Origin of the sequence: Myxococcus faecalis, from assembly GCF_050039385.1 — a bacterium.
GTDB classification, from domain to species: Bacteria; Myxococcota; Myxococcia; order Myxococcales; family Myxococcaceae; genus Myxococcus; species Myxococcus fulvus.
Window position 1 is genome coordinate 8,750,450 of record NZ_CP144336.1, and the last position, 25,109, is coordinate 8,775,558.

The 25,109-nt window shown below is 70.2% G+C and carries 26 protein-coding genes; 14 read left to right on the top strand and 12 right to left on the bottom strand.

Translation table 11 applies throughout. From position 1 onward, the window contains the following. Positions 1–16 precede the first annotated feature (16 nt). From VZQ01_RS35430 to VZQ01_RS35440, 3 genes are read right to left on the bottom strand one after another with little or no spacing between them, the layout of a single operon-like run. Positions 17–2,200, bottom strand: coding sequence for a glycosyltransferase (locus VZQ01_RS35430; protein ID WP_426745857.1), 2,184 nt, complete (start codon positions 2,198–2,200; stop codon positions 17–19). Positions 2,201–2,221: 21 nt separating this feature from the next. After that, a complete protein-coding gene (locus tag VZQ01_RS35435) occupies positions 2,222–2,866 on the bottom strand; it encodes a hypothetical protein (RefSeq protein WP_426745858.1) in 645 nt (214 codons plus the stop codon). After that, on the bottom strand, positions 2,856–4,490 hold the full coding sequence (locus VZQ01_RS35440) for a glycosyltransferase family 4 protein (protein ID WP_426745859.1): 1,635 nt from the start codon (positions 4,488–4,490) through the stop codon (positions 2,856–2,858). The genes VZQ01_RS35435 and VZQ01_RS35440 overlap by 11 nt, the downstream gene beginning before the upstream one ends. 120 nt (positions 4,491–4,610) lie before the next feature. On the opposite strand from VZQ01_RS35440, the gene rfbB reads away from it, so the two are divergent. From rfbB to rfbC, 4 genes are read left to right on the top strand one after another with little or no spacing between them, the layout of a single operon-like run. Beyond that, positions 4,611–5,636: a dTDP-glucose 4,6-dehydratase gene (rfbB, locus tag VZQ01_RS35445; protein WP_046714716.1), complete on the top strand. Its 1,026-nt coding sequence runs from the start codon at positions 4,611–4,613 to the stop codon at positions 5,634–5,636. Position 5,637: 1 nt separating this feature from the next. Then, positions 5,638–6,540, top strand: a complete 903-nt coding sequence (locus VZQ01_RS35450; protein WP_223752192.1) for an SDR family oxidoreductase — start codon at positions 5,638–5,640, stop codon at positions 6,538–6,540. A 15-nt stretch (positions 6,541–6,555) separates the two neighbouring features. Beyond that, positions 6,556–7,440: a glucose-1-phosphate thymidylyltransferase RfbA gene (gene rfbA / locus VZQ01_RS35455; RefSeq protein WP_426745860.1), complete on the top strand. Its 885-nt coding sequence runs from the start codon at positions 6,556–6,558 to the stop codon at positions 7,438–7,440. Next, positions 7,437–7,994, top strand: a complete 558-nt coding sequence (gene rfbC, locus VZQ01_RS35460) for a dTDP-4-dehydrorhamnose 3,5-epimerase (protein ID WP_426745861.1) — start codon at positions 7,437–7,439, stop codon at positions 7,992–7,994. The genes rfbA and rfbC overlap by 4 nt, the downstream gene beginning before the upstream one ends. Before the next feature lie 24 nt (positions 7,995–8,018). Here rfbC and VZQ01_RS35465 read toward each other — a convergent pair whose 3' ends face one another. Then, on the bottom strand, positions 8,019–8,459 hold the full coding sequence (locus VZQ01_RS35465) for an SRPBCC domain-containing protein (RefSeq protein WP_141324597.1): 441 nt from the start codon (positions 8,457–8,459) through the stop codon (positions 8,019–8,021). 54 nt (positions 8,460–8,513) lie between these two features. Between VZQ01_RS35465 and VZQ01_RS35470 the strand changes: the two genes are divergently transcribed. After that, positions 8,514–8,843 (top strand): ArsR/SmtB family transcription factor, encoded by a 330-nt coding sequence (locus VZQ01_RS35470; protein WP_046714711.1) that lies wholly within the window; start codon positions 8,514–8,516, stop codon positions 8,841–8,843. 18 nt (positions 8,844–8,861) lie between these two features. Here VZQ01_RS35470 and VZQ01_RS35475 read toward each other — a convergent pair whose 3' ends face one another. The 3 genes from VZQ01_RS35475 to VZQ01_RS35485 form a co-directional block, all read right to left on the bottom strand. Continuing rightward, positions 8,862–10,544, bottom strand: a complete 1,683-nt coding sequence (locus VZQ01_RS35475; protein ID WP_223785374.1) for a hypothetical protein — start codon at positions 10,542–10,544, stop codon at positions 8,862–8,864. 180 nt (positions 10,545–10,724) lie between these two features. Then, complete coding sequence (locus tag VZQ01_RS35480) at positions 10,725–11,501, bottom strand: AAC(3) family N-acetyltransferase (protein ID WP_267700381.1); 777 nt, start codon at positions 11,499–11,501, stop codon at positions 10,725–10,727. 13 nt (positions 11,502–11,514) lie between these two features. Further along, on the bottom strand, positions 11,515–12,399 hold the full coding sequence (locus tag VZQ01_RS35485) for a LysR family transcriptional regulator (protein ID WP_426745862.1): 885 nt from the start codon (positions 12,397–12,399) through the stop codon (positions 11,515–11,517). A 115-nt stretch (positions 12,400–12,514) separates the two neighbouring features. On the opposite strand from VZQ01_RS35485, the gene VZQ01_RS35490 reads away from it, so the two are divergent. From VZQ01_RS35490 to VZQ01_RS35505, 4 genes are all read left to right on the top strand, one after another. Further along, the gene (locus VZQ01_RS35490) at positions 12,515–13,120 is read left to right on the top strand and encodes a hypothetical protein (RefSeq protein ID WP_223752185.1); all 606 of its coding nucleotides are present in this window, start codon (positions 12,515–12,517) and stop codon (positions 13,118–13,120) included. A gap of 141 nt (positions 13,121–13,261) precedes the next feature. Beyond that, the gene (locus tag VZQ01_RS35495) at positions 13,262–14,284 is read left to right on the top strand and encodes an LLM class flavin-dependent oxidoreductase (RefSeq protein ID WP_223752184.1); all 1,023 of its coding nucleotides are present in this window, start codon (positions 13,262–13,264) and stop codon (positions 14,282–14,284) included. 157 nt (positions 14,285–14,441) lie between these two features. Next, a complete protein-coding gene (locus tag VZQ01_RS35500; protein ID WP_426745863.1) occupies positions 14,442–15,509 on the top strand; it encodes a YihY/virulence factor BrkB family protein in 1,068 nt (355 codons plus the stop codon). A 111-nt stretch (positions 15,510–15,620) separates the two neighbouring features. After that, entirely contained in the window at positions 15,621–16,079 is a 459-nt protein-coding gene (locus VZQ01_RS35505; RefSeq protein WP_141324591.1) for an RrF2 family transcriptional regulator, read from the top strand. Between the two features lie 3 nt (positions 16,080–16,082). Here VZQ01_RS35505 and VZQ01_RS35510 read toward each other — a convergent pair whose 3' ends face one another. The 3 genes from VZQ01_RS35510 to VZQ01_RS35520 all read right to left on the bottom strand — a co-directional run bounded on the left by VZQ01_RS35510 (position 16,083) and on the right by VZQ01_RS35520 (position 19,252). Next, a complete protein-coding gene (locus VZQ01_RS35510) occupies positions 16,083–16,499 on the bottom strand; it encodes a VOC family protein (protein ID WP_426745864.1) in 417 nt (138 codons plus the stop codon). 88 nt (positions 16,500–16,587) lie between these two features. Continuing rightward, the gene (locus VZQ01_RS35515; RefSeq protein ID WP_408889922.1) at positions 16,588–17,568 is read right to left on the bottom strand and encodes a sigma-70 family RNA polymerase sigma factor; all 981 of its coding nucleotides are present in this window, start codon (positions 17,566–17,568) and stop codon (positions 16,588–16,590) included. 85 nt (positions 17,569–17,653) lie between these two features. Then, the gene (locus tag VZQ01_RS35520) at positions 17,654–19,252 is read right to left on the bottom strand and encodes an ABC-F family ATP-binding cassette domain-containing protein (protein ID WP_223752199.1); all 1,599 of its coding nucleotides are present in this window, start codon (positions 19,250–19,252) and stop codon (positions 17,654–17,656) included. Between the two features lie 212 nt (positions 19,253–19,464). On the opposite strand from VZQ01_RS35520, the gene tgt reads away from it, so the two are divergent. The 4 genes from tgt to VZQ01_RS35540 all read left to right on the top strand — a co-directional run bounded on the left by tgt (position 19,465) and on the right by VZQ01_RS35540 (position 22,703). Continuing rightward, entirely contained in the window at positions 19,465–20,634 is a 1,170-nt protein-coding gene (gene tgt, locus VZQ01_RS35525) for a tRNA guanosine(34) transglycosylase Tgt (protein WP_141324588.1), read from the top strand. After that, entirely contained in the window at positions 20,631–21,476 is an 846-nt protein-coding gene (locus VZQ01_RS35530; RefSeq protein ID WP_267700387.1) for an MnmC family methyltransferase, read from the top strand. Before tgt ends, VZQ01_RS35530 begins: the two co-directional genes overlap by 4 nt. 126 nt (positions 21,477–21,602) lie before the next feature. After that, entirely contained in the window at positions 21,603–22,127 is a 525-nt protein-coding gene (locus VZQ01_RS35535; RefSeq protein ID WP_223785369.1) for a hypothetical protein, read from the top strand. Positions 22,128–22,169: 42 nt separating this feature from the next. Beyond that, positions 22,170–22,703 carry a hypothetical protein gene (locus VZQ01_RS35540; RefSeq protein WP_223785368.1) on the top strand — a complete coding sequence of 178 codons (534 nt, stop codon included), beginning with the start codon at positions 22,170–22,172 and terminating at the stop codon, positions 22,701–22,703. Positions 22,704–22,711: 8 nt separating this feature from the next. Here the strand turns inward: VZQ01_RS35540 and VZQ01_RS35545 are convergent, their stop codons facing one another. Then, positions 22,712–23,167, bottom strand: a complete 456-nt coding sequence (locus VZQ01_RS35545) for a DUF1622 domain-containing protein (RefSeq protein WP_223752177.1) — start codon at positions 23,165–23,167, stop codon at positions 22,712–22,714. A 175-nt stretch (positions 23,168–23,342) separates the two neighbouring features. On the opposite strand from VZQ01_RS35545, the gene VZQ01_RS35550 reads away from it, so the two are divergent. Next, on the top strand, positions 23,343–24,206 hold the full coding sequence (locus VZQ01_RS35550) for an alpha/beta fold hydrolase (protein ID WP_267700388.1): 864 nt from the start codon (positions 23,343–23,345) through the stop codon (positions 24,204–24,206). Here the strand turns inward: VZQ01_RS35550 and VZQ01_RS35555 are convergent. After that, complete coding sequence (locus tag VZQ01_RS35555; protein WP_408889925.1) at positions 24,203–25,021, bottom strand: zinc ribbon domain-containing protein; 819 nt, start codon at positions 25,019–25,021, stop codon at positions 24,203–24,205. The two genes, VZQ01_RS35550 and VZQ01_RS35555, sit on opposite strands and share 4 nt — an antisense overlap. Between the last annotated feature and the right edge of the window lie 88 nt (positions 25,022–25,109).

Consider the following 25,109-nt stretch of genomic DNA (forward strand, 5'->3'; position numbering starts at 1 on the left):
GTCCTCCGGGTGTCCTTCAGCGCCGACCGCGCAGGCGGTCCACGAGCTGCTGACGCAGCGGGCGCGAGGTGTCCTCCGTCCCCACCACGCGTGTCGCGACGCCGCGCAGCGCGTGGTGGACGAAGTCGAGGCGCTTCAGCGTCCCGTTCACCCGGTCGACCACCTTGTCGAGCAGGGGACGGGGGGCTGCTTCCGCGGCCCTGGCGAGCGCCAATGACTCCAGTTTGAGGGCCTCTCCCTGGAGGATGCACAGCGAGCGCTCGGGGTGGAGCGCGAGGCGTGGGTGCTTCTGACGCAGGTAGGCCATCAGTGGAGGGCGGTCTCCCACCATCGACGTCCGCGTCATCGAATCCTGTCTCAGCCGGTACTGGAACAGGGGCTCCGGGATGACGGAGCCGCCGAGTCCCCGCTCCGCGAGGGAGCAGAAGACATCCCAGTCCTCGAAGCCGGTGAGCCACTCGTCGTACCCGCCGACCTCTTCCAGGTGACTGCGCCGCATCAGCGCGGTGCAGGTGGAGGCCACGTTGGCGACCCAGAGCGCGTCACGCTCGACGCCCCACGGAGCCCAGCCCCCCGTCACGTGGGTGGCGTCCTCGACGAAGTAGGTCACCAGGGACGTCACGTAGCCGAGCCCCGGCGTGCCCTCCAACACCGTGAGGCACTTCTCCAGGAAGGTCGGGGCGATGAGGTCGTCCGGGTCCAACGGCAGGATGTAGTGCCCTCGGGCGGCCTTCAAACCCGCGTTGCGGGCGGAGCTCAGTCCTCCGTTCTGCTTGCGGATGATGCGCAGGTCGGGTGCCTGGACCCTGTCGAGCAGCTCGATGCTCTCCGGGTCGGTGGAGCCGTCGTCCACGAGGAGGATTTCGTAATCCGTGAAGGTCTGCGCGCGGATGGAGCGCAGCGTCTCCGGCAGGTATCGCCCCATGTTGAAGTAGGGCAGGAGCACCGAGACGCGTGGTGTGTCGGACCGCTCGCGAGCGGGTCGGGGGAGCACGTGGTTTCGCACGTGCGCCACGCTCTCCACGGCGGTCTCCCACTGCTTCACGACTCGCGAGGGGGCGTGGACGTCGGCGACACGGAGCGGGGCTTCGCGCTGTGCCGTCTGTCGAAGCTCGGGGCGGGTGAGTGCCTTCTCCAGCGTGGCCGCCAGCTGTCCCACGTCGCCAGAGCGGAAGAGCAGGCCGCTGCGGCCGTCCTCGATGAGGTCCGCCAGTCCGCTCGCATCGTCGCCGACCACGAGCACGCCGGAGGACATCGCCTCGAGACAGGCATCCGGAACTGGCCCCGAGGGCGCTGGGATACAGCACACGGTGGTCGCGGCGAATGCCGCTGCCAGCTCGGCGTCGGGAAGCGCGGAGTCGAAGTGGATGCGCTCGTGCCACGCGGGAGCGACCTGCCGCTCCAGCCAGCCACGCAAGGAGCGCCCGAAGGGGCCGGTCTCGGTGTCGTCTCCGATGAGGCGGAGCTCCGCGTCCACGCCTCGCTCGAAGAGCGCCTGCATGGCCTCGATGAGGAGGTGGAGGCCCGCGCGATACTCGAGCCGGCCGGCATACACGACGCGTGGCCGAGGCGTCTGCGTGCGCCGGGTCGGGGAGGCGTCGCTTCGCGCGACGAACGGCGGGGGCACCACGACACCCCGTGTGTCGAGCTTCAGTCGGGTGCTCACCTGCGCGAGCAGGGCGCGAGTGGGGGACAGCAGCAGGTCCGCCTCGCGAATGGACGTGTCCTCCAGGTGCTCCAGCTGGGCCGCGTCCATGTCCATCGTGGCGACGCGATTGAGCGCACGGGCTTCGTGGGTGGGGCCATGCAGCCGCACCGCGAGCACGGCGGAAGCGAAGTGGCCCAGGGTGCGTCGGGCGCGGAGCGAGAAGTAGCCCTCTCCCTCGTACTCGGGGAACTCGATGACGTCGAAGGGGTGGCTCGCGTGCAGCTCGCGCAGCGCGAGATACACCGCCATCGAGTGACGCAGGGGCGGGAAGGGGAAGGCCCCCGCGAACCCCGGCGTCAGCTCGGACGGTACGGTGTGGATGCGGACGCCCGGCAGCAGCGCCCGTGCCTGTTCGAGGGCCGGATGCGGTGCGGTGAGCAGATGCACCTCATGGCCCGAGGCCGCGAGCGCGCGGCTCATCGACAGGGCATGGTGGCCGATGCCCTCGGCGGGGCTGACAGGCAGCGCTCGGCGGACCAGGCAGATGCGCACGAAGACCTCGGAAGCGAAGGGCTACCGTTTACCCGAACGGCGACGTCGCGAAGTGTCGGCGGACGGACGTGGCGTGGCTGCGCCGGTGCCCTTGGCGATGGGCTCCGGCGTCCGAGACGAATCCATCGCGTCGCTGCCTTGCGGTGACGTGAACGCAGGCGCGTCCTGAGCCACCTCGCGCGCGTTGCCTTGCGCCGACGCGGACTGCGCCTGCGTGCCGCTTCCGCGCGCGGCCTCCTCGATGCGCGCGAGCCGCCGCTCGACGTCCTGCCGCCAGGTGGCCTGGGTCCGAGCGTGCTCACGCTGCACGTCGTGAATCGTCGCCAGCGCATCGAGGATGGACTCGTTGAACTCCACCTGCTTGCGCAGCGCCTCGTTGATGAACGGCTGGAACACGAGCCGGAAGGCGCGCTTCGCCAGCACCAGCGCCGGCCCCGTCACGCCGCCGCGGTGCGACGTCACCGGGCCCGCGTAGCGACTGTCCATCTTCCCGCGCGCCTCGGTGAGCAGCGCGGGCCAGGGCGTGGTGACCGCCGGCCTCGCGGACGCCTCGAGCACCTGGCGAAGCGACTCCCTCGCCTCGTCCGAGGGCTCCGGAAGCTTCTGGGTCTCCCTCGCCACCGTCTCGGCGGAGGGCGCCCGGGTCAACAAGTCCTCAGCGCGCATTCGAGCCACCTCGGGCAGAAGAAAGTGCCTCTACCAACGCCGTCACGACCTGCTCCGGATGCGCAGGCTCCATGGCGACCAGCCGCGCTCCCAACTGACGACGCGCGGGCTCCAACACCGTCGACGGCGCCGACGGAACATGCGTGCCACAGGCCCTGGCTCCCACGTGCGGCAGGAGCGCCTGCGCCACCAACGTCTCCACTCCCAACAGCACCACCGGCGCCGCGGACACGCGCGCCGCGGTCTCCAGCGACGAGGACCCAGGCAGCGCATCAGGGCCCGGGCTCACCGGCTGGTCCGGCGTGAAGTGCCACACGGGCACCCCCTCCACGTCCTCGGGCCCCAGCGTGGTGGACGCCTCCTGTCCCCGAGGCCGCAACGCCAGCACCCGTGCTCCGGGCAACCGCTCCACCAGTCGCCGCGCCAGTCGCGACGAGGCGTCCTCGGGGCGCACGGTGAACGCGGGACACACCACGTCGACAGCAGCCTTCTCGTGTCCCAGCGAGGGCCCGCTCGGGCGCGCCGTGAGCAGCGCCTCGAACGCCTGGCGCACCTGCTCGGCCACGCTCTCCTGTGAGAGCGACGCCAGCCGGGCGCGCTGTCCCTGGAGCACCTCCGCGCGCAGGGCGGGGTTGCGGTCCAGCACGGCGAGCAACTGCGCCACCTCTTCCGGCGCATCCGTCAGCGTGGCCAGCCCCGCGCCACCCATCGTCTCCGGAACCGCCGCGGCTCCATACGCCACCACGGGCACGTCGCGGTACATCGCCTCCAACAAGGGCACACCGAAGCCCTCGTGCCGGCTCATCGACAGGTACGCGGACGCCGTCCTGAAGCACGCGGAGAGCTGCGCCGGACTCACGCGCCCCAGGAACAGCACCCGCTCCGCGCCGAGCACCTCCTTGAGCCCGTGCAGATACGCACCATAGGCCCCGTCCCGATGCAGATACCCCGCGACCACCAGCCGGCTCCTCGGTTGGTACAGCCGCTGGTACGCGGTGAAGACGCGCAGCACGTCATCCACCTTCTTGCTCGGCACCGCGCGTCCCACGAAGAGGACGTTCGCGCACCCATCACCCAGCTCCGCGAGCAGCGCCGGGTCCGGGGCCGTGTCGAACGCACTCCAGTCGATGGCGAAGGGCAGCGTCGCCACGGAGCCGTAGCCCGCGGCCACCAGCTCCTCCGCGCTGAAGCGCGAGTAGCCGAACGCCCGCTCGATGTGCGGCCGCAGCTCCAGCAGCTCCTCCCGGGCCGCGTCGCACGCGGCGGCCACCTTCCGCTCGAACCCCTCGAACAGCCGGGCGGGCGTCACGTTGTGGTACACGAGCACCTTGCGACCAGGCGCCCGGGCGATGAGCGGCACCAGCCGCGACTGGAAGCTGTGGTGCACCAGCAGGAGGGAGTCCGGGCGGGCGTCTTTCGCGTACTCGCGCGCGTGGCGGACCTGGTCCTTGCAGGCGTCGTCCCAGTCCTCGGCGTAGATGTCCGACGCGTGGCCCCAGCGACGCAGCAGGTCCTGGAGGTAGCGCACCTGGTTGCCCACCGCGTCGCCCCAGGCGAGCCGGGGCAGGAGCTGGTGGACCGCCGGGAGACCCGTCGTCGGGGGGCTGCGTCTGGATTCACTCACGCGGAGGCTCCCTTAGCGCCGCGAGGGGGAGCACACAAGCCCGAGGCCCCTGGCGCCTTGACCGTCAAGAACCTCTCCGATACGCAGGCACCCTCTCTGAGCACCCGAGGCCCGCGGCACATGAACGTAATGGTGACAGGAGGGTGTGGCTTCATCGGCTCCAACCTCGTGCGGTACCTGCGACGCGAGCGACCCGACTGGACGGTGCTCAATCTCGACCAGCTGACGTACGCGGGCAACCTGGAGAACCTCTCCGACCTGGAGGGCGACCCCCGCCACGTCTTCGTCCGCGGCGACATCGGCAACCGCGAGCTGGTGGAGCACCTGATGTCCGTGCACGCCATCGACGCCGTGCTGCACCTGGCGGCCGAGAGCCACGTGGACCGCTCCATCCTCGGCCCCGAGGTCTTCGTCACCACCAACGTGTTGGGCACCCAGCGGCTGCTCGAGGCCAGCCGCGCGCGCGGCATCCAGCGCTTCGTCATGGTGTCCACCGACGAGGTCTACGGCTCGCTCGGCCCCACGGGCGCCTTCACCGAGTCCTCGCCGCTCAACCCCTCCAGCCCGTACTCGGCCAGCAAGACGAGCTCGGACCTGGTGGCGCTCGCCTACCACCACACGTTCAAGATGGACGTGGTGGTGACGCGCTGCTCGAACAACTACGGCCGCTACCAGTTTCCCGAGAAGCTCATCCCGCTCATGGTGGTCAACGCGCTGCACGACAAGCCCCTGCCGGTGTACGGCGACGGCGCCAACGTGCGCGACTGGCTCCACGTGGAGGACCACTGCCGGGCGCTGCTGCTCGCGCTGGAGAAGGGCCGCGCGGGCGAGGTCTACAACATCGGCGGCGGCGCGGAGCGGCGCAACATCGACATCGTGAAGGCCATCCTCGGCCTGGTGGGCAAGCCCGAGTCGCTCATCCAGTACGTCAAGGACCGGCCGGGACATGACCGGAGATACGCCATCGACCCGTCGAAGATTCGCGCGGAGCTGGGCTGGACGCCCGCGCACACCTTCGAGGAGGGCCTGGCCCAGACGGTGCGCTGGTACGTGGACCACCCGGCGTGGTGGGGACGGGTGATGAGCGGCGCGTATCGCCAGTACTTCGAGACGCAGTACCAGCACCGCCTCCAGGGGAGGGCGTGACATGCGCGTGCTCGTCACGGGCTCGAATGGACTGGTGGGCAGCCGCGCCTGTCTGCAGTTGGAGCAGCGGGGCCACACCGTGGTGGGCCTGGGGCGAGGTCCCCGTCGCACCGGCGGCGCGTATGGCTACGCGGCGGTGGACCTGACGCGCGAGGCGGAGGTGGCCTCGGCGCTGGAGGCCGCGGCGCCCGAGGTCGTCATCCACTGCGCCTCCATGACGGAGGTGGACGCCTGTGAGAAGGACCCGGAGGCCGCCTACGCGGGCAACGTGCGCGCCACCGAGTTCGTCGCGCGGGGCGCTCGCAAGGCCGGGGCGCACCTGGTGCACGTGTCCACCGATTACGTCTTCGACGGCGAGGCGGGCCCGTACGACGAGGACGCCGTGCCCAACCCGCGCGGCGTCTACGCGGTGACCAAGCACATGGGGGAGCAGGCGGCGCGGGTGCTCGCGCCCGGCTGCGCCATCGCCCGCACGGCGGTGGTGTACGGCTGGCCTCCGGTGGAGGGGCGGCTCAACTTCGGCGCGTGGCTGGTGACGAATCTGGAGAAGGGCCAGCCCGCGAAGCTCTTCGAGGACCAGGTCGTCTCGCCCAGCCTCGCGGACAACGTGGCGGCCATGCTGGTGGAGCTGGGAGAGCGCAAGCTCGGCGGCGTCTGGAACACCTGCGGCGCCGCCGTGGTGGACCGGGTGGCCTACGGCCGGGCGCTGTGCGAGGTGTTCGGGTTCGACCCGAAGCTCATCGTCCCCACGCGCATGGCGGAGCTGAAGCTGCCCAGCCCCCGTCCGCTGAAGGGGGGACTGAGGACGGACAAGGTTCGCACCCAGCTCGAGGCGAAGCCCCTGGAGCTGGCCGAGTCGCTCGCGCGCTTCCACGCCACGTGGAAGGCCGCGCGGGGGCACTGACGTGGAGAGGTGGACATGAAGGGCATCATCCTCGCTGGCGGCTCGGGCACCCGGCTGTATCCGCTGACCCGCGTGGTCAGCAAGCAGCTGCTCCCGGTGCACGACAAGCCGATGATCTACTACCCGCTCAGCACGCTGATGCTGGCGGGCATCCGCGACGTGCTCATCATCTCCACGCCGCAGGACCTGCCGCGCTTCCGGGAGCTGTTGGGGGATGGCTCGCAGTGGGGCATGCGCTTCGAGTACGCCGAGCAGCCCCGGCCCGAGGGCCTGGCCCAGGCGTTCATCATCGGCCGCGACTTCGTGGGCAAGGACCCGGTGTCGCTCATCCTGGGCGACAACATCTTCTACGGCCACGGGCTCAGCAACCTGGTGCGCGACGCCGCGCGCCGCACGTCCTCCGGCGCCACCGTGTTCGGCTATTACGTGAAGGACCCGCAGCGCTACGGCGTCGTCGAGCTGGACGCGAAGAACCGCGCGGTGAGCCTGGAGGAGAAGCCGGCGAAGCCCAAGTCCAGCTACGCCGTCACCGGGCTGTACTTCTACGACAACCAGGTGCTCGACATCGCCGCGCAGCTCAAGCCGAGCCCGCGCGGCGAGCTGGAGATCACCGACGTCAACATCGAGTACCTGCGCCGGGGCCAGCTCGACGTGGAGCTGATGGGGCGCGGGTATGCGTGGCTGGACACGGGCACGCACAGCTCGCTGATGGAGGCCTCCAACTTCATCGAGGTCATCGAGCGGCGGCAGGGCCTCAAGGTGTCGTGCCCCGAGGAGATTGCGTACCGGATGGGCTACATCGACGCGAAGCAGCTCACGGCGCTGGCCGAGCCGATGCGCAAGAACGAGTACGGCGAGTACCTGCTGGCCGTCGCGGAGAACCGGGGGGCGGTGTCGTGAAGGTCATCCCCCAGGAGATTCCGGAGCTGCTGCTGCTCGAGCCCAAGGTCTTCGGTGACGACCGGGGCTTCTTCATGGAGCTGTTCCACGCGAAGCGCTACGCGGACGCCGGCATCCCCGGGCCCTTCGTGCAGGACAACTACTCACGCTCGGGGAAGGGCACCCTGCGCGGTCTGCACTTCCAGGAGCCGCAGGGGCAGGGGAAGCTGGTGCAGGTGCTCGCCGGCTCCGTGTACGACGTGGCCGTGGATGTGCGGCGCGGCTCGCCGACGTTCGGCCGGTGGGTGGGCGTGGAGCTGTCCGCGGAGAACCGCCGGCAGCTCTGGATTCCGCCGGGCTTCGCGCACGGCTTCTGTGTGACGAGCGCCACCGCGGACTTCCATTACAAGTGCACCACGCTGTACGCGCCGGAGGTCGAGCGCTGCATCGCGTGGGACGACCCGGACCTCGCCATCCCCTGGCCGGTGACGGAGCCGCTCATGTCCCCGAAGGACCTGCGCGCCCCCCGGCTGAAGGACGCGCAGGTGCTGCCTTCGCTGTCGTCGTCGCCTTGACGGGTGGGCGGGCGACGGGCCCGCTCACATCGCTCCGCCCGCGCGCAGGTTGATGCCGTACTCGAGGTAGGCCTTGAGGCACGACATCATGTGCATCCAGCCGCCGCAGTTGCCGTAGGACGCCTGGACGTCCGCCGGGGTGTCCTTCCAGCCGGACTCGCGAATCTGGACCATGGTGTTGCCGGCATCGATGGGCGTGAAGCGCATCTCCACCCGAATCTGATAGCCGCCCGGGCCCGCCTCCCACTCGAAGACGAGCCGGGCGTCCTTCTCTACCTCGCGGACGACGACGTCGTGCTCGCCCGGCACCTCCGCGAAGCTCCACTTCACCGTCGTGCCCGCCACCAGCGGCCCGCTCGCGGTCTGGACGAAGTAGCCGCTGAGCTTGCGCGGGTCCACCACCGCGTCGAACACCTGCGCCACCGGCTTCTGGACCTTCAGTTGCACCTGGAACCTGGGCTCCATCTCGTTGCTCCTCTCGCTGGGGTTCGGCCGGACAATATGTTATAGAATTATAACATGTCGAGGGCGGAGCGGGATGACCTCATCTTCAAGGCGCTGGCGGACTCGCGGAGGCGGGCGATGCTGGACTTGTTGAAGGAGGCGCCGCGGACGACGGGGGACCTGTGCGAGCGGTTCGAGGGCTCGCTGGACCGGTGCACGGTGATGCAGCACCTGAAGGTGCTGGAGCGCGCGGGCCTGGTCATCGCGGTGAAGGAGGGGCGCACGCGCTGGAACTACCTCGACGTCACGCCCTTCCAGGAGATCCACGAGCGGTGGATCTCCCCCTATGCACGGGAGGCGGTGGGCCTCCTGTCGAAGCTGAAGCGGGACGTGGAAGACGACTGACGCCCGCTGGACTCGCGGCTACAGGCTCTTGAGGAACTCCACCAAATCACCCCGCTGCGTGGCGTCCTGCACGTAGACGGGGTGGGGTGCCTTGTCGCCGCGCGCGGGGTCCAGCAGCGAGTCCAGCCCGGCCACCTCGCTGTCGTGGAGGAAGCGGTCCTTGCGCCCCAGGTCCAACAGCAGGGGCAGGGCGGAGCCACGCGGCTCACCGCGGCGGCTGGCCTCCACGATGACCGTCTTGTCGTCGAAGATGGTGGTCGGGTCGTCCTGGATGGGCGCGAAGGCGATGGTCCGGATGCCGGGCTCCACGGGGCGCTCGGCGAGCACCGTCGGGTTGTAGCCCGGGTAGATGCTCTTCATCGGCACGATGAAGGACGGGACGCGCTTGCTCTGGTCCACGTTGTGGCAGTTGGTGCAGCGCGCGGTGAACTGCTCGCGCCCACGCGCGGCGCGGGTGGCGTCGAAGGCGACCGGCGCGGGCGCCTGGAGGCTGTCGGTGTACGCGTTGAGGTCCCTCAGCGCGCTCTCGTCCACGCGCAGGCCCACGGGCGCGGCCTCGGTGCCGACCTGGTCGGCGGGGACGGCCGTCGCGGTGATGTACGGGAAGCCCTCGCCGACCACGCCTCCCTTGCCCACCACCTGCGTCTCCTTGAGGATGGCCAGGTAGTCGTCCGCCAGCTCGGTGCCCGCGGCCTTGCCGCCCAGGGCCTGGAGGAAGGTGCGCCCCCCGGGCGTCACCAGGCTCGTGAGGTCCAGCAGCACGGTGTAGACGAGGTTGTTGAAGTTCTCGAGCCGCGCGATGTCGCCGGGCGTGCCCCAGGGCGCGGCCAGGTCCGTGCGGAAGAACGACGCGATGTGCTGCTGCGCGCCCGTGCCGTCCGGCGCGTCGTCGAACGAGCCCAGCGGGTAGAAGGCCGGGTTGCTGACGAAGGCGTCGACCTCCGCCTCCGTGGACTTCTCCGTGAGGCCCTGCTCCGAGGGCGCGCGGCCGATGGACTTGTCGCCGTTGGCGGTCAGCTTCACCTGGAGGAGCGGGTAGAGCGCGCGCGTGTTGGCCGCCACCGCGAAGATGCCGCCCACGTTGAGGTTGTGCGGCGTGGGGCCGTCGATCTGCTTGCCGACGGAGCCGCCGCCCAGGTTGTTCGGCGACTTCACCACCGAGCCATCCGTGATGGCGTGGCACAGCGCGCAGGACACGCCCACCTTGTCGCCGCTGGCGACGTCCAGCTTGCCGTCCCCGTTGGTGTCCTTGACCACGACGCCAATCACCGCGTTGGCGTTGATGAGCGCCACGGTGGTGGCCGGGTCATTGAGCAGCGGACCGCTGGTGCCCTGGGAGGCCAGCTCCGCCGCGACGGCGGCCTTGGTGGCGTCATCGAGCGCGTCCACGTTGACGCTGAGGCCCGCCTGCAGCGCCTGCACCGGGGTGAGCCGCGCGGCGACGATGCCCGCGGGCAGGCGCACCGCGTCCGTCCAGAAGCCCTCGTTGCCGAAGGTCTCGAAGCGGAACACCTGCTGGCCCCGGGTGCTGTCGCCACCCGTCAGGCGCGGCAGGTCCGGGCCCTGGTCCGCGGGGCCGTCCTTCGTCTGGTTCTGGTTGATGTTCGGGCCGCTGTCCTTGCTCTTCGAGCAGGCCCCCTGCGCCATGGCAAGACTGGTGGCCAGGAACACCCAGCCGACCTTCCCACGATTCTTCTTCATCCTTGTTCCTCCAATGCTGACGCGCTTCGAAGCGCGCAGCTATTGAGGTCACTCGGGCGCGCGTGGCACGTGCATTCCGCGCGGGAGTTGGTGCCTGTCGCTTCGGCGACACCCGGGGTGATCGCCTGTGCTCACTCGGGCGCGCGAGCGTCGGGCGCCGTGCTTCCGGGTGCGGGGCACTCAGCGCGAGACGCTGTCACGGGCGAGCGTGCACTCCTCGCAGCCGGCGTCTGGCCCGCAGAGGAAGACGAGCGGGTCCGCGGCGAGCTGCTCCAGCGCGACGGCGACGATGTCCCGCGCGTCCGCCAGTCGCGCGTCGGCGTGGCCCACCTTGCCTTCACGTTGCAGTCCCCGAGCCCGGAGCCACGCGTCGGCGCGGCGGAAGCCGATGCAGCAGTGGTCCGTCTCGGCGATGTCCACCGTGCTCGCGACACCGTCGACCTCGACGACGCAGGGATGGGAGATGGAGTAGGGCACACCCGCGAGCGACTCGGCGAGGTGCAGCGTGGTGTCCTCGCTGTGCGTCACGCCGAGGAGCAGGACCTGTCCACCCAGCGCGTGCACCTGACCCACGGGGCTGTCGGGGCCGTGCGGCGGAGACAGGGGCTGGGGACGGCAGATCTCCACCGCGTGGGGACCCGCCGCGGCGAACGAGCCGCCCGGATGCGTGCTGCGCACCACGCCCGGCTGGCGCCAGAACAGCTCCGCGGTGATGCCCATGTCCGTGGTGGGCGTGGAGCGCGGGTCGAAGACGGACTCGCCATCGGTCATCGTCGGCATCACCAACGTCCCGCGAGGTCCGAGGGCCGCGCGCAGGGCGGCCACCAGGCCGAGCGGACCGCCTTCCACGGGGCGCACGGCCCGGAAGGACGTGTGGACCAGGAGCACGCCCGCCTCGCGCACGCCGAGCGCGCGGAGCTGCTCCACCATCTGTTGCTGGGTGATCTCGTCGGACATGGGGCTCGAAGGCTCAATGGGGCTTCATCGTGAGCGCCGTCGGAACGTGCTCGATGAGGAAGTCTTGCATCGCGACCACGCGGGGCGCGAGGGGGCGCTCGGGGAGGGTGACGAGGGAGAGTGGGGTGCCGGGGAAGGTGAGGTCCGACAGCACCCGAACGAGCGTTCCCTGCGCCACGTCCCGCGCGGCGAGGAACGTGGGCAACAGCGCCACGCCGCCCGCGTTCCGGGCCAGCTCCAGCAGGGCGCCGAAGTCCTCGCACTCGACGGCCGCGGGAGGCGAGTCCTTCTTCGCGGCGAAGCTCTTGCGCCCCGGTTGGGTGGAGGGCCACAGGCCGTCATGCCGGGCCAGCTCGCTCATGGACTTCATGCTCCCGCGTGAGGCCAGGTAGCGGGGCGAGGCGAAGAAGCCCGCCTCCAGGGTGCCCAGCTTGCGTGCCTTGTACGGCCCGGGGCGCAGCGCGCCCACCCGCAGGGCCAGGTCCGAGCGCGTCGCCGCGAGCGCCACCACGGAGGACTCCAGGACGAGCCGCACCCGGACCAGCGGGTAGCGCGCGCGGAAGGCGGCGACCAGGGGAGCCACCACGGTGCGGCCCAGGTCCGGCGTCGTCGTCACCGTCACCAGCCCCGAGGGGGTCACGGGCCGGTCCTCCAGCGAGGTCGTGGCGGATTCGAGCGCGGCGAGGGGCTCGGCGATGCGCGAGAGGAGCTGCTCTCCGGCGACGGTCAGCGCCACCGCGCGGGTGGTCCGGGTGAGCAGGACCACGCCCAGCTCGGTCTCGAGCGCGCGGACCACCCGGCTCACGTGCCCCTTGTCCACGCCGAGCCGCTTCGCGGCCTGGGTGTAGCCGCGCGTCTGTGCCACCGCGAGGAAGACGGTCAGGTGGTTGAGGTTCATCGTTGTGGATTCTACAACGATGGGTTGCGTTTCCTCTCATTGTTGATGGGGGGAGGGCGGACGCATGGTGGGGCTCGCGCATGTCGCGCCATCGAGTCCGAAGAGGTTGCCTCCCATGAAGCGTTGGGTCGTCGTCGCGTGGTTGCTGTTCACCTTTGCTTGCGCCAGCACCGTTCCGGGCGCGTTGCCCTTGCGCGCGGAGAAGGGGCCGGAGCCGGAGGTCACGTTGTTGTGGGTGGGCGAGGCGCAGGCGGAGCGCTTCGAGGAGGGGGCATGGAAGCGGGTGCCGGCGTTCGACTACGAGTTCACGGTGGAGCAGCGTCGCTTCGGGAACCACTGGGAGTCGGTGAAGCACCTGCGTCGGCGGCACCCGGACTATGACGGGAGCGCGGGTCCGCGTGAGCAGACGATGTTCTTCCGGGTCGACCTGGGGGCGGTGGAGTCCTCGGGGAACGTGGCGCTGAAGCTGGTCTCCACGCTGGGCCCGGGCGAGGGGACGACCGACCGCGCGTTCCGGGAGGCGAAGCTGGTGTTCCACCCGGAGCTGAGCTCCTTCGCGCCCTTCGATACCTACCGCATCCAGCAGCATTACGAGTACGAGCAGGGGCTGTTGAAGGAGACGGTGTCCCTGGACAAGGGCGAGCGACCCTGGGTGCGCAACCACGAGCGGGCCGGGCTCTTCGCCCCCCACCGCTTCGAGTCGCCCCCGACGACGCGGTGACGAGGGGGGCGTCCGAGCCCTCCTGCGTTTCCCGTGCACGGGAGCGCGCCCTGCGTTAACGCAAGGGCTTTCCGGGGATGGCGCCGCCCGGGACGGGACGGGCCCGTCCCTCGTTGCGCGTGCGCGCCCTGAGGTCCTCCGATGATTCCCTTCTCCGTTCTCGACCTCTCCCCCATCCGCCAGGGCAGCGACGCGGCGGACGCCCTGCGCTCCACGCTGGACCTGGCCCGGCACGCGGAGCGCTGGGGCTACCGGCGCTTCTGGCTGGCCGAGCACCACAACATGACCGGCATCGCCAGCGCGGCCACCGCCGTCGTCATCGGCCATGTCGCGCAGGGCACCTCGAGCATCCGCGTGGGCGCCGGCGGCATCATGCTGCCCAACCACTCGCCCCTCGTCATCGCCGAGCAGTTCGGCACGCTCGAAACCCTGTACCCCGGTCGCATCGACCTGGGCCTGGGCCGCGCCCCCGGCACCGACCAACGCACCGCCTCCGCCCTGCGCCGCAGCCGCGTGGACACCTCCGACGCGTTCCCCCAGGACGTCGCCGAACTCCAGGCCTACTTCCAGGACCCCGAACCCCAACAGGCCGTGCGCGCCGTGCCGGGCATGGGGCTCAAGGTGCCCCTGTGGATCCTCGGCTCCAGCCTCTTCGGCGCGCAGCTCGCCGCCGTCATGGGCCTGCCGTACGCGTTCGCCTCGCACTTCGCGCCCCAGCAGCTCTTGTCCGCCCTGCGCGTGTACCGCGCCAACTTCCGCCCCTCCGCGGCGCTCGACAAGCCCTACGCCATGGTCGGCCTCAACGTCTTCGCGGCCGACACGGAGCCGGAGGCCCAGAAGCTGTTCACGTCACTCCTGCAGGCCTTCATCAACCTGCGCCGCGGACGCCCCGGCCAGCTGCCGCCTCCGGTGGACAGCATGGACGGGCGCATCACCGAGTACGAGCTGGCGGAGGTGGAGTCCATGCTCGCCTGCTCCATCGTCGGCAACCCACAGCAGGTCGAGGAGGGGCTGCGCTCCTTCATCGCGGAGGTCCAGCCCGACGAGCTGATGGTCACCTCGCAGATCTTCGACCACACCGCGCGGCTGCGCTCCTACGAGCTGCTCGCCCAGGCCCACGCCCGCCTCTCCAGCGGCGACGCGGCACAGCGCTCCGCGGGCTGAGCCGGGCTCCCTCCTTCGCGAGCGCTCCCCTGGATGCCTGCCCTCGGGCGTCCTCCCTGGGGGAGCGGGCGAGGAGGCTGTCCTTCCGGGCAGGGGCGCCACCGAGGGCGCGCATGGCCAATATCCCCTGGGACTTCCATGGGATGAGGACTGCGCGATGGTCTTGCCGGGCAAGGGCATGGGATGGCTGGAGTTCTTCAAGCTCCTCAAGGACGAATGGAAACGCGATGACGTGGGCGACGTCGCGGGAGCGTTGACGTTCCGCGCCATCCTCGCGCTGTTCCCGTTCCTGCTGTTCCTGGTGTCACTCGCGGGCGTCATCATCGACCCCAACCAGGCGCAGGTGCTCATCCAGGAGCTGGGCAAGGTGGCCCCCAAGGAGGTCACCGCCATCCTGAGCCAGCGCATCGAGTCGCTCGCCAGCAGCAACCCCGTGGGCCTGCTCACGGTGGGCGGCGTGGGCGCCATCTGGGCGGCGTCCGGTGGCATCGTCGCGTTGATCAACGCGCTCAACACCGCCTACGGCGTCGAGGAGACGCGGCCGGTGTGGAAGCTGCGGCTCATCGCTGTCTCCACGACGCTGATCGCCGCGGTGGTCGCCATCGTCGCGGCGCTGGCGGCGGTGGCCACGCCCGCGCTGGCGAGCAAGCTGCCCGGGCCCGTGTCCACCGTGGCGCTGTGGCTGCGCCTCCCGGTGGCGGGCCTGCTGATGATGTTCCTGTGGGCGGTGCTCTATTACGTCCTGCCCAACGCGAAGCAGAAGTTCCGGTTCATCACCCCGGGCTCCGTCGTGGGCGTGCTCATCTGGGTGGCCGCGTCCTGGGCCTTCTCCAAGTACGTGGCCAACTTCGGCAAGTACGACGTGAACTACGGCGCCATCGGCGGCGTCATCGTGCTCCTCCTGTGGATGTGGCTGTCCTCGCAGGTGGTCCTGTTGGGCGCCGAGATCAACGCCATCCTCGAGCAGCGCTCTCCGGAGGGGAAGGCGCCGGGCCAGCACGTGCCGGGGCAGGGCAAGGCCCTGACGGCCACCAAGACGGAGCTGGAGGAGGGCGGCGCGGGCCTGCCTGGCTCGCGCGACTTCCGCCCCCAGCTGGACCCCGCCACGGGCCAGCCCGTCGCCAACACGCCCCCGAAGCTCGGGCAGACCCCCCTGGCCGCCGCCGCCAAGTGGGCCGCCGGCCTGGGCCTGGGCGTCTTCTTCCTGCGCAAGACGTCTCGCTGAGGCCCGTCCGGAAGCGGGCGGACGCCCCGGGGCCGGGGTTTGCCGGGTTGCACGCCGCCAGGGCGGACGATAGGTAACCTGGAGGTGTCTGCATCCCAGCCCGGAGGGTGAGTGAACAGCCGATTCACCATGGCGGCGCACATCGTCGCGATGCTCGCGAAGTGCTCGGCGAAGGCGGAGGGTCCGCTCACGTCCGAGGTCATGGCGCGCAGCATCCAGACGAACCCCGTCGTGGTGCGGCGGCTCCTGGGCGACCTGGCGCGCTCGGGGCTCATCGAGACGAAGCGCGGCGCGCGGGGCGGCGTGACGCTGGCCCGCAGCCCCGAAGCCATCACCCTCCGCGACATCTACGAGTCGGTGGAGGAGGGCGAGCTCTTCGGCCGTCACCCCGTGGGCCCCGCGCCGGACTGCACCATCGGCCCGTGCGTGGCCGAGTACCTGGAAGGCGTCTTCGGCCGCGCGGAGGCCGCGCTGAAGAAGAGCCTGGAGGGCACCACCGTCGCCCAGATGTCCGAGGAGCTGGAGGCCCGCTTCCGCGCGCTCAATCCCTCCCTCGGGCAGTCCGGCTGAGCCTCAGTGCGGCAGCGCGCTCAGGTCCATGTGGATGACCTCCCAGTGATGGCCATCCGGGTCGAAGAAGCTCCAGCCGTACATGAAGCCGTGGTCCTGGGGCTCCCCCGCCGTCGAGCCGCCGGACGCCACCGCCGTCCTCACCATCCGGTCCACGTCCTCGCGGCTGGAGGCCGACAGCGCGAAGATGCCCTCGGCCGTCGTGCACGTGTCGCACAGGGCCTTCTTGCTGAAGTCCTGGAAGCGCGCCTCCGTGAGCAGCATCACGAAGGCCTCTTCGCTGACCACCATGCACGTCGCGTGGTCATCACAGAAGCGGGCATCGAACGTGAAGCCCAGCTTCGTGAAGAACGCATTCGTGCGCTTCAGGTCCTTCACGGGCAGGTTGACGAAGAGCTTGCGCGAGCCGGTCATGGCCATGGATGCCTCCACCTCGGGTGGGTTCCCTGGCATGGACGGACAAGGGGGCCCGGAATCATCGGTGCCCCCCAGAAAAAGGCCCGGGCCCTCAGCGCGCCGGCAGGAAGGGGGGCAGCCCGAAGCGCGGGAAGAGCGTCTTCGCGTCGAGGAAGTAGTTGAGCCCGACGATGCGCTCCCCCTCGATTTCGAGCACGTTGAGCGCCCACGGGGTGAGCGTCCCGTCCGGGCCGCCCGGCTTGTACTGGCCGAACGCGGGGGCCCCGTTGGCGGACACAGGCACCAGCCGCGAGCCCCGGCACGCCGCGCCCCGTCCCTCCATCCACAGGGCCACCTGCTCCGGGCCGCGCACCCAGAGCGCGAGCGGAGGCATGGACATGTTGACCTCCTGGTGGAGCAGGGCGGTGAGCGCGGCCATGTCGTAGCGCTCGAACGCGTCCACGTACCGGTCCACCAGCGAGGCCTGGTTCTCCGACAGCGGCGCCCTGGGCGTGCTCACGTCCTTGGTGGCCAGCGTGGCGCGGGCCCGCTGCAGCGCGCTGTTGACGGCGGGCACCGTCAGCTCCAGCGCGTCGGCGACCTCGGCGGCGGACCAGTCCAGCACCTCCGTGAGCAGCAGCGCCGCGCGCTGCCGGGGCGGCAGGTGCTGGAGCGCGGCGACGAAGGCCAGCCGGATGCTCTGGCGCATCATCACCAGCTCCGCGGGCGTGGCGTGGCTCGGCACCACGAGCGCGTCCGGCACGGGCTCCAGCCACTCCTCCCCGGGGCGCTCGCCCAGGGGCGCGTCCAGCGGGCCCGGCGGCCCCAGCTCCATGGGCCGCACGCGGTGGGCGCGCTCCTGGAGCACGTCGATGCAGCGGTGGGTGGCGATGCGGTACAGCCACGTGCGCGCGCTGGAGCGCCCCTCGAAGTGCTCCAGGTGGCCGAGCGCGCGCACGAAGGTCTCCTGGACGGCGTCCTCGGCCTCGGCGATGGAGCCGAGCATCCGGTAGCAGTGTCCGGTGAGCGCGGTGCGGTGCTCCTCCATCGCGAGGAGCGCGGCCTGCGGTGCGGGGGAAGGGCCTTCAGCCATGGCCGGGCCTCTATCAAGCCTCCGCGGGGCGGGCCAAGCGCCGGGGTGTGAGGGCCCCGGCGCTTCGACTCGAAGAAGCGGTGCGTCAGCGGCGGTGGGCCGTGACGTCCGCGTGCTTTTCGCGGAACTCCGAGTAGGGGCCGTTGAAGTCGAGCACCTCCTGGCCGGCCTGGAGCGACCAGATGCGCGTGGCCACCTCGGAGATGAGCTCCTGGTCGTGCGTCACGACGATGACGGTGCCCTCGTACTTCTGCAGGCCCTCGGCGAGCGCGGAGATGGACTCCAGGTCCAGGTGGTTGGTGGGCTCGTCGAGCACCAGGACGTTGTCCTGCATGATCATCAGCTTGGAGAGCAACAGGCGCACCGTCTCACCACCGGAGAGGGTGTCCGTGTTCTTCATGCGCTCCTCACCGGAGAAGAGCATGCGGCCCAGCACGCCGGAGATCTCCTCGTTGGTGAGCTTGTCGTGCAAGTCGCGCAGCCAGCCGAAGCAGGTGGTGCCCTTGCGCACGACGCCGTGGTGGTCCTGCGGCAGGTAGCCCACGGAGGCCTGGTGGCCCCAGCCAATCTTCCCCGTGTCCGGCTCCAGCTGGCCGGCGAGCATGCGCACCAGGGTGGACTTGCCCACGCCGTTGCGGCCGATGACGCAGACCTTCTCGCCCTTGCACACCAGCGCGTTGAAGGGCCGGATGACGGCCTGGCCGTCGAAGGACTTGCTGATGCCCTCCACCATGAGCGTCTGCTTGCCGCTGACGACCTTCTGGTCGAAGCGGATGAACGGGCGCGCGATGTTGGAGCGCTTCAGGTCATCGGTCTTGAGCTTCTCGATCTGCTTGATGCGGCTCTGCACCTGGGAGGCGCGGGTGCCGGCGTGGAAGCGCGCGACGAAGTCCTGCAGCTGGGCGATCTTCTTCTTCTTCTCCGCCGTCTCGGACTCCACGCGGGTGCGCAGCTGGGCCTTCTGCCGCACCATGTCGTCGTAGCCACCGTTGTACTGGATGATGGCCTCGTAATCGATGTCCGCGATGTGCGTGCAGATGGAGTTGAGGAAGTGCCGGTCGTGGCTGATGGTGATGAGCACGCCCTCGTACTCGTGCAGGAAGTTCTCCAGCCAGCGGATGGAGTCGATGTCGAGGTTGTTCGTGGGCTCGTCGAGCAGCAGCCCCTCGGGCTTGCCGAACAGCGCCTGGGCGAGCAGCACGCGCAGCTTGAGGCCGCCCGTCAGCTGGCGCATCTGGCCCTCGTGGAACGACTCCTCGATGCCCAGGCCCGCCAGCAGCGTGGCCGCGTCGCTCTCCGCCGAGTAGCCATCCTCCTCCGCGATGACGCCCTCCAGCTCACCCAGCCGGTTGCCGTCCTCTTCGGTGATGTCGGACTTGGCCAGGAGCTGGTTCTTCTCCGACATGGCGTCCCACAGGGGCTTGTTGCCCATCAGGACGACGTCGAGGACGCGGTTCTCCTCGTAGCGGAAGTGGTCCTGGCGCAGGATGCCCAGCTTGCGCGGGCGCACGACGTTGCCCATGTCCGCTTCCTCGTCTCCGGCGAGGATCTTCATGAACGTGGACTTGCCCGCCCCGTTGGGACCGGTCAGGCCGTAGCGACGGCCCGGGGAGAAGGTCACGTTGACCTCCTCGAACAGCTTCTTGGGCCCGTAGGCCTTGGAGACGTTGATGACGTTGAACATGGCGGCGGCGTTGTAGCGGAATTGACGCGCAGCGGCCAAGGAAGCGTGGAATCGCCTCCGGACCGTCTCGCGGTGACCTGAGGAAACGCCTGCCAGGTGACGAAAAATGCCCTGGAATGGCGGGGCCTTGGGGCCCCGTCCGGCCGGCAGGTGGGGGAACGGGCGACAGGGATGGACTGTCGGGCGGGATTGGCGGGTATAAGGCCCCGCCCATGGCCGTCCGTTTCGAGCTCGTCACCACCGACCCCACCGGCGCCCGCGCCGGCATCCTCCACACCCGGCGCGGCAGCTTCCGCACGCCCATGTTCATGCCGGTGGCCACCCACGCCGCCTTCCGGCACCTGGCCATGGAAGAGGTGAAGGAGACCGGGGCCAGCATCCTCCTGGCCAACACCTACCACCTGATGCTCCGGCCCGGCACGGAGGTCTTCAAGCGCTTCGGCGGCATCCATCCCTTCATGCAGTGGGATGGCGGCGTGCTGACGGACTCGGGCGGGTTCCAGATCTTCTCCCTGCCGGAGGACCGGCTCATCACGGAGAAGGGCGCGCACTTCCGCAGCTTCTACGACAACAGCCGGCAGCTGCTCAGCCCCGAGTCCAGCATCGCGATGCAGCAGTCCATCAACTCCGAAATCATGATGGTGCTGGACGTGTGCATCGACTCGCGCACGGACGAGGCGGGCACGCGCGAGGCGATGGAGCGCACCCACCGCTGGGCGGTGCGCAGCCTCGCGGCGAAGAACCAGGTGGACACCGGGCAGGCGCTGTTCGGCATCGTCCAGGGCGGCGTGTTCCCGCACCTGCGCGACGAGAGCGCGGCGTTCCTGACGCAGCTGCCGTTCGACGGGTTCGCCATCGGCGGGCTGGCGGTGGGCGAGACGAAGGCGGAGCGCGAGACGATGACGTTGCGCACCACCGCGTCGCTGCCCGCGGACAAGCCTCGCTACCTGATGGGCGTGGGCACGCCGACGGACCTCATCGAGGCGGTGCTGCGCGGCGTGGACATGTTCGACTGCATCATCCCCACGAAGATGGCGCAGCAGGGCTACGCGTACACGTTCCAGGGGCTGGTGCGCATCACCCGCACCGTGTACCGGCTGGCGGACGAGCCGCTGGACGCCGAGTGTGATTGCTACGTGTGCAAGCGCTACACGCGCGGGTACCTGCAGCACCTGATGCGCGGCAAGCACCACCTGGGCTCGCGCTTCCTGTCGGTGCACAACGTGCGGCACTACCAGAAGCTGATGGGCCGCATCCGCGAGGGCATCCTCTCCGGCACGTACGACCAGGTGGCGCGGGAGCTGAAGGCCGCCATCGCCACGCCGAAGGACCTGAAGGAAGAGGCGGCGGCGCGCGACGTGACGCTCAAGGAGGTCGGGTGAGCCAGGAGGCCAACCCGCGCGACGGGGACTTCGAGCTGGTCACGCTGCGCAACGGCTCGCGCGCGGTGCGGCACCTGGGCCATGGCGAGGTGATGCACCCGTCGGTGGGCCCGTGGAAGGAAGCGCTGGGGCTCTACGTCGAGCAGCCGAGGCTGGCGGAGCGGCTGTCCCAGCCGGGGCCCACGCTGGTCATCCACGACGTGGGGCTGGGCGCGGCGACGAACGCGGTGGCGGCGCTGACGTGCGCGCGGGAGCTGGGCGCGGCGCGGAGGCGGGCGCTGGAGGTGGTGAGCTTCGAGGTGGACCTGGCGCCCCTGCGGCTGGCGCTGGCGGACGCGGCGGGCTTCCCGTTCCTGCAGCCGTTCCGCGCGGCCGTCGAGACGCTGATGCGGGACGGGGTGTGGGAGGAGGAGGGCCTTCGCTGGCGGCTGCACCTGGGGGACGCGGTGCCGTTCCTGGACGGGGCGCTGCCGGTGGCGGACCTGGTGTATTTCGATCCGTTCTCTCCCGCGTCGAACCCGGACATGTGGACGGAGGGCGTGCTCGCGCGGGTGCGTCGGCACTGCCGCGAGGACGGCGAGGGTGCGCTGTTGCTCACGTACAGCGCGGCGACGCCCACGCGGGTGACGCTGCTGCTGGCGGGGTTCTTCGTGGGTGCGGGCTCGTCCACGGGGACGAAGGGTGAGACGACGGTGGCCTCCACGCGGCGCGAGTCGCTGGTGGCGCCGCTGGGGCAGCGGTGGGTGGAGCGGTGGACGCGCTCCTCGTCGCGGGCTCCGCACGGTGGAAGCCTGACGCCCGAGGTCGAAGCACGCGTGCTCGCACATCCGCAGTGGCGGTGAGCGGGCCCGCCCGGTCCCCAGGTGCGAGCGTGGCCCCTGGGACGAGGGTGCAATGGGTTGTGATGGACATTGGGGTTAGGTGTGGAGTCCCCGCGCTCAGGCCTGTCGCGGGCTGGGAGCTCCCTCATGTCTGCCATTCGCGCGCGGCTGATGTCGTTGTCCTCTCTTCTCGCGGCGCTCGTCCTGTATGCGGGGCCCGCGAGCGCTGAACCCGTCACCCTCAACTGCCCGGGCACCATGGCGGTGAACTACTCGCCCGGCATGACGAACACCCCGCGCTTCATGACCATCTCCGGGACGGGCACGTTCGGTCCGTGTGTGGGATTGCCGCTCGGCATCCTCTCCGCGGACTATTCCGGCGTGGCGCAGGGGACGACGAGCTGTCTGACCAGCTCGACGACGGCGAACCTGACGTTGACGTGGAACGACGGCACCGTGAGCACGCTCTCCATGACGCAGACCCTCAACACCCGGCCGACGGGACAGGTGGTGTCTGTCTATGCGGGCACGGTGACCTCGGGCCGCTTCCAGGGCGCCACCGCGACGGGGACGCTGACCCTCCTCCAGACGGACCTCCTGGGGTGCTTCACCGAGGAGGGGGTCACCGCCACGGCGGGTCCGGCCGTCATCACCCTCATCGGGCTGCTCTGAGGCTCCGTTGGGAGCCGGAACACGTCTGTCCTGGGAGGAAGCATGTCATATCGTTCGTGGTGTCGTGGTGCGTGGGGAAGTCTGTCTCTGCTGTGGGTCGTCGTCGCGCTGGGCTGGGCCTCGCCTTCGCGCGCCGAGGCGGTGCTGTTGACCTGTCCCGGTACGCTCCAGGCGCGGTACTCGCCGGGCATGACCAACACTCCGCAAACCATCGCGACGAGTGTGAGCGGGACGTTCGGCCCCTGTGTCGGTACACCGCTGACGCTCCTGTCCGCGTCGCTCCAGGGCGGTGGAACGGGGCAGCTGAGCTGTCTGGCCGGTTCGACGCAGTCCATGTCGACGCTCACGTGGAATGACGGCACCACCAGCACCGTCAGCGTGAGCATCCTCGTCTCCGCCCGGCCGCTCGGCGAGGTGGTGGTGACGTACTCCGGCACCGTGTCGAGCGGGCGGTTCGCTGGAGCCGATGTGCTCATGGTTCTCGTCCTGGCCCAGACGCAGGTCACCGGATGCTTCACGGACGAGGGCGTCACCGCCACGGCGGGGCCCGTGGTCCTCACCCTCACCGGCGCCTGAGGCCCGGCTCAGTGGGGCGGATGGGACGTGGGGTCCGCTCCCGGGGGGCGCCGCAGGGGAGGCTGCTCTCGCGGGGGCACCTCATCCGAGGAGGGGCGGGCCGCCCGCGCGAGTGCGTCCTGGCGTTGCTCGTCACGAATCTCCCGGCCGAGGAAGTAGTTGAGGGCGGTCCGGATGGCGGCCACCGCGGCGACCTGGCCGATCTGCTCCCACGTGGGCGCGACGGCCGTGCGCAGCAGGTCCGCGCCGAGCTGGAACTCCAGCCCCAGCGCGAGGAACCGGCCGAGGGTGAGGCGGATTCGGGTGAAGGAATCGGTCCGCTCCTTCTGGACCGCCGCCAGGATGAAGCGCACGAAGCCGATGGCGGCGCCGGTGAAGATGACCAGCGCGGCGGCGACCTCCACCAGACGCACCAGCAGCGTCACCACGCCGTGCAGCCAGGCTTCGTTGATGAGCTCGTCCATGGACCCGGGGCTCCTCCGTCTTGGAAGATGGACATCGCCAGGGGGCGCTGGTCCTGTTTCTCCGGATGCTCGGGCGGGCGCGCGAGGGGCCGCCGCCTGCCTGCATCTCGTGGACACCCTGGGGAGCTGTCGTCGAGGCAGACAACCGGGGCTGTTCGGGATATCCGGGAGGGGCATGAGCGAGGCCCTTCAACTGGATGACTGGGGCGGCACCGGCCCCGTGCTGCACCTGGCGCACGCCAACGGATTTCCCCCAGGCACCTATCGCCAGCTCATCGAGCGGCTGAAGCCTCGCTTCCACGTCGTGACGGTGCGCTCGCGGTGCCTCGTCCCCGGCTCGGATCCGCTGTCGATGCGGGACTGGAACGACATGGCGGATGACCTCATCGGCGCGCTCCGCGCCGCGAAGCTGGAGGGCATCGTCGGCGTGGGGCACAGCATGGGCGGCGTGGCGACGCTGCTCGCCTCCGTGAAGGACCCGAGCCTCTTCCGCGCCGTCGTCACCCTGGACCCGGTGCTGTTCTCCGGGATGCGCAAGCTGGTGTTGGACGTGCTGACGCTGCTCGGACAGCGAAGCCGTGTGCCTCCCGCGAGCCTGGCGCGCCGCCGTCGCGCGCACTGGCCCACGCGTGAGCTGGCCTACACCGTCTATCGCAAGAAGCCGCTGTTCGCGGCCTTCGACGAGGCGTGCTTCCAGGACTATGTGACGTATGGGCTCACGGAGGCTCCCGAGGGTGGTTTCCAGCTGACCATCCCGCGGGAGTGGGAGGCCCGCGTCTTCGAGACGACGCCGAAGGGGATGTGGCGGTCGCTGCGCTCCATCTCCGTGCCCACGCTCATCGTTCGAGGGGCACGCACGCGCACGTTGGCCGCCTCGGCCTTCGCCAAGGCCCGGCGGGTCATCCCGGGTGTCCGCCTGGAGGAGGCTCCCGGCGGGCACCTGTTCCCGTTGGAGGACCCGGCGGACTGTGCCCGGCGCATCCTCGCGTTCCTGGACTCACTCGAGGCTCCTGGCGAGCCGCTGCGTCAGGCGCGTTAGGGGGCGGTGTCGTCCGCCACGGGCGTCGGGAGCGCGTCGGGCGACTCCGAGGGCTGCTGGGCCTCGAGCTGGAGGAGCGCCTCGAAGGCCGCGGCCTTGGGGCTGGTGGTGGTGCTCTTGACGACGTGCTGCCAGGCGCCACCCGGGAGGCGGTGTGCGTAGCCGCCCCAGAGCAGCTTGCCCTGGAGCCCGACGAAGACCTCGTCCTTCTCGAAGCGCTGGTCGGCGGTCCGCTGCATCAACTCGAGGAGCTTCACGCGGTCCGGGTTGCTCACCTTCTTGAGGTGGGTGGAGCGCGCGGTGATGACCCTGATGCCCTGGTCCTTCACGGCCGCGGAGGCGGCGGTGACGGACATGGACGTGTGGCCCGCATCCTCGAACGCGGACTGAAGCGCCTCTTGGAGGGCGAGGTCCTCGGCCTGGGCGTGGAAGCGCTGGTCGAAGCCGTGGCGCTCTTCCTGGACCTCCGTGCCGTCCTGCGTGCCGGTGACGGCGGAGGTCACCGCGCCGACCACAGGGAATCCGACGCAGCAGAAGAGCAGGGCGCCAAGGGGGAAGAGACCTCCCAGGCGGTGCAGCACGGGCTTCGTCGGCACGTGGCCGATGGACTGCTCCGGCACCTCCGAGTGCAGGTTGCAGCGGGAGCAGGCGAGGACGTACTTCGTCCTCAGGGAGAAGAGCGGGAACCAGAAGACGTGGGCGACGCTGTAGTGCCGCTGGAGTCGGTGGGGCGTCTCCCGCTGGCAATCCCGGCAGAGGGCGGGACGCTCCCCGAGTTCCTGCTGCTTCGCCGAGCTTCCGTAGATGATGAACATGCCTGACTCCGCTCGGGGTGGAGTCCGTCCCATACCGCGACGTTGATACAAGCGTCCACCGTGACACTCTGTCTCGGTGGCCCCTTGT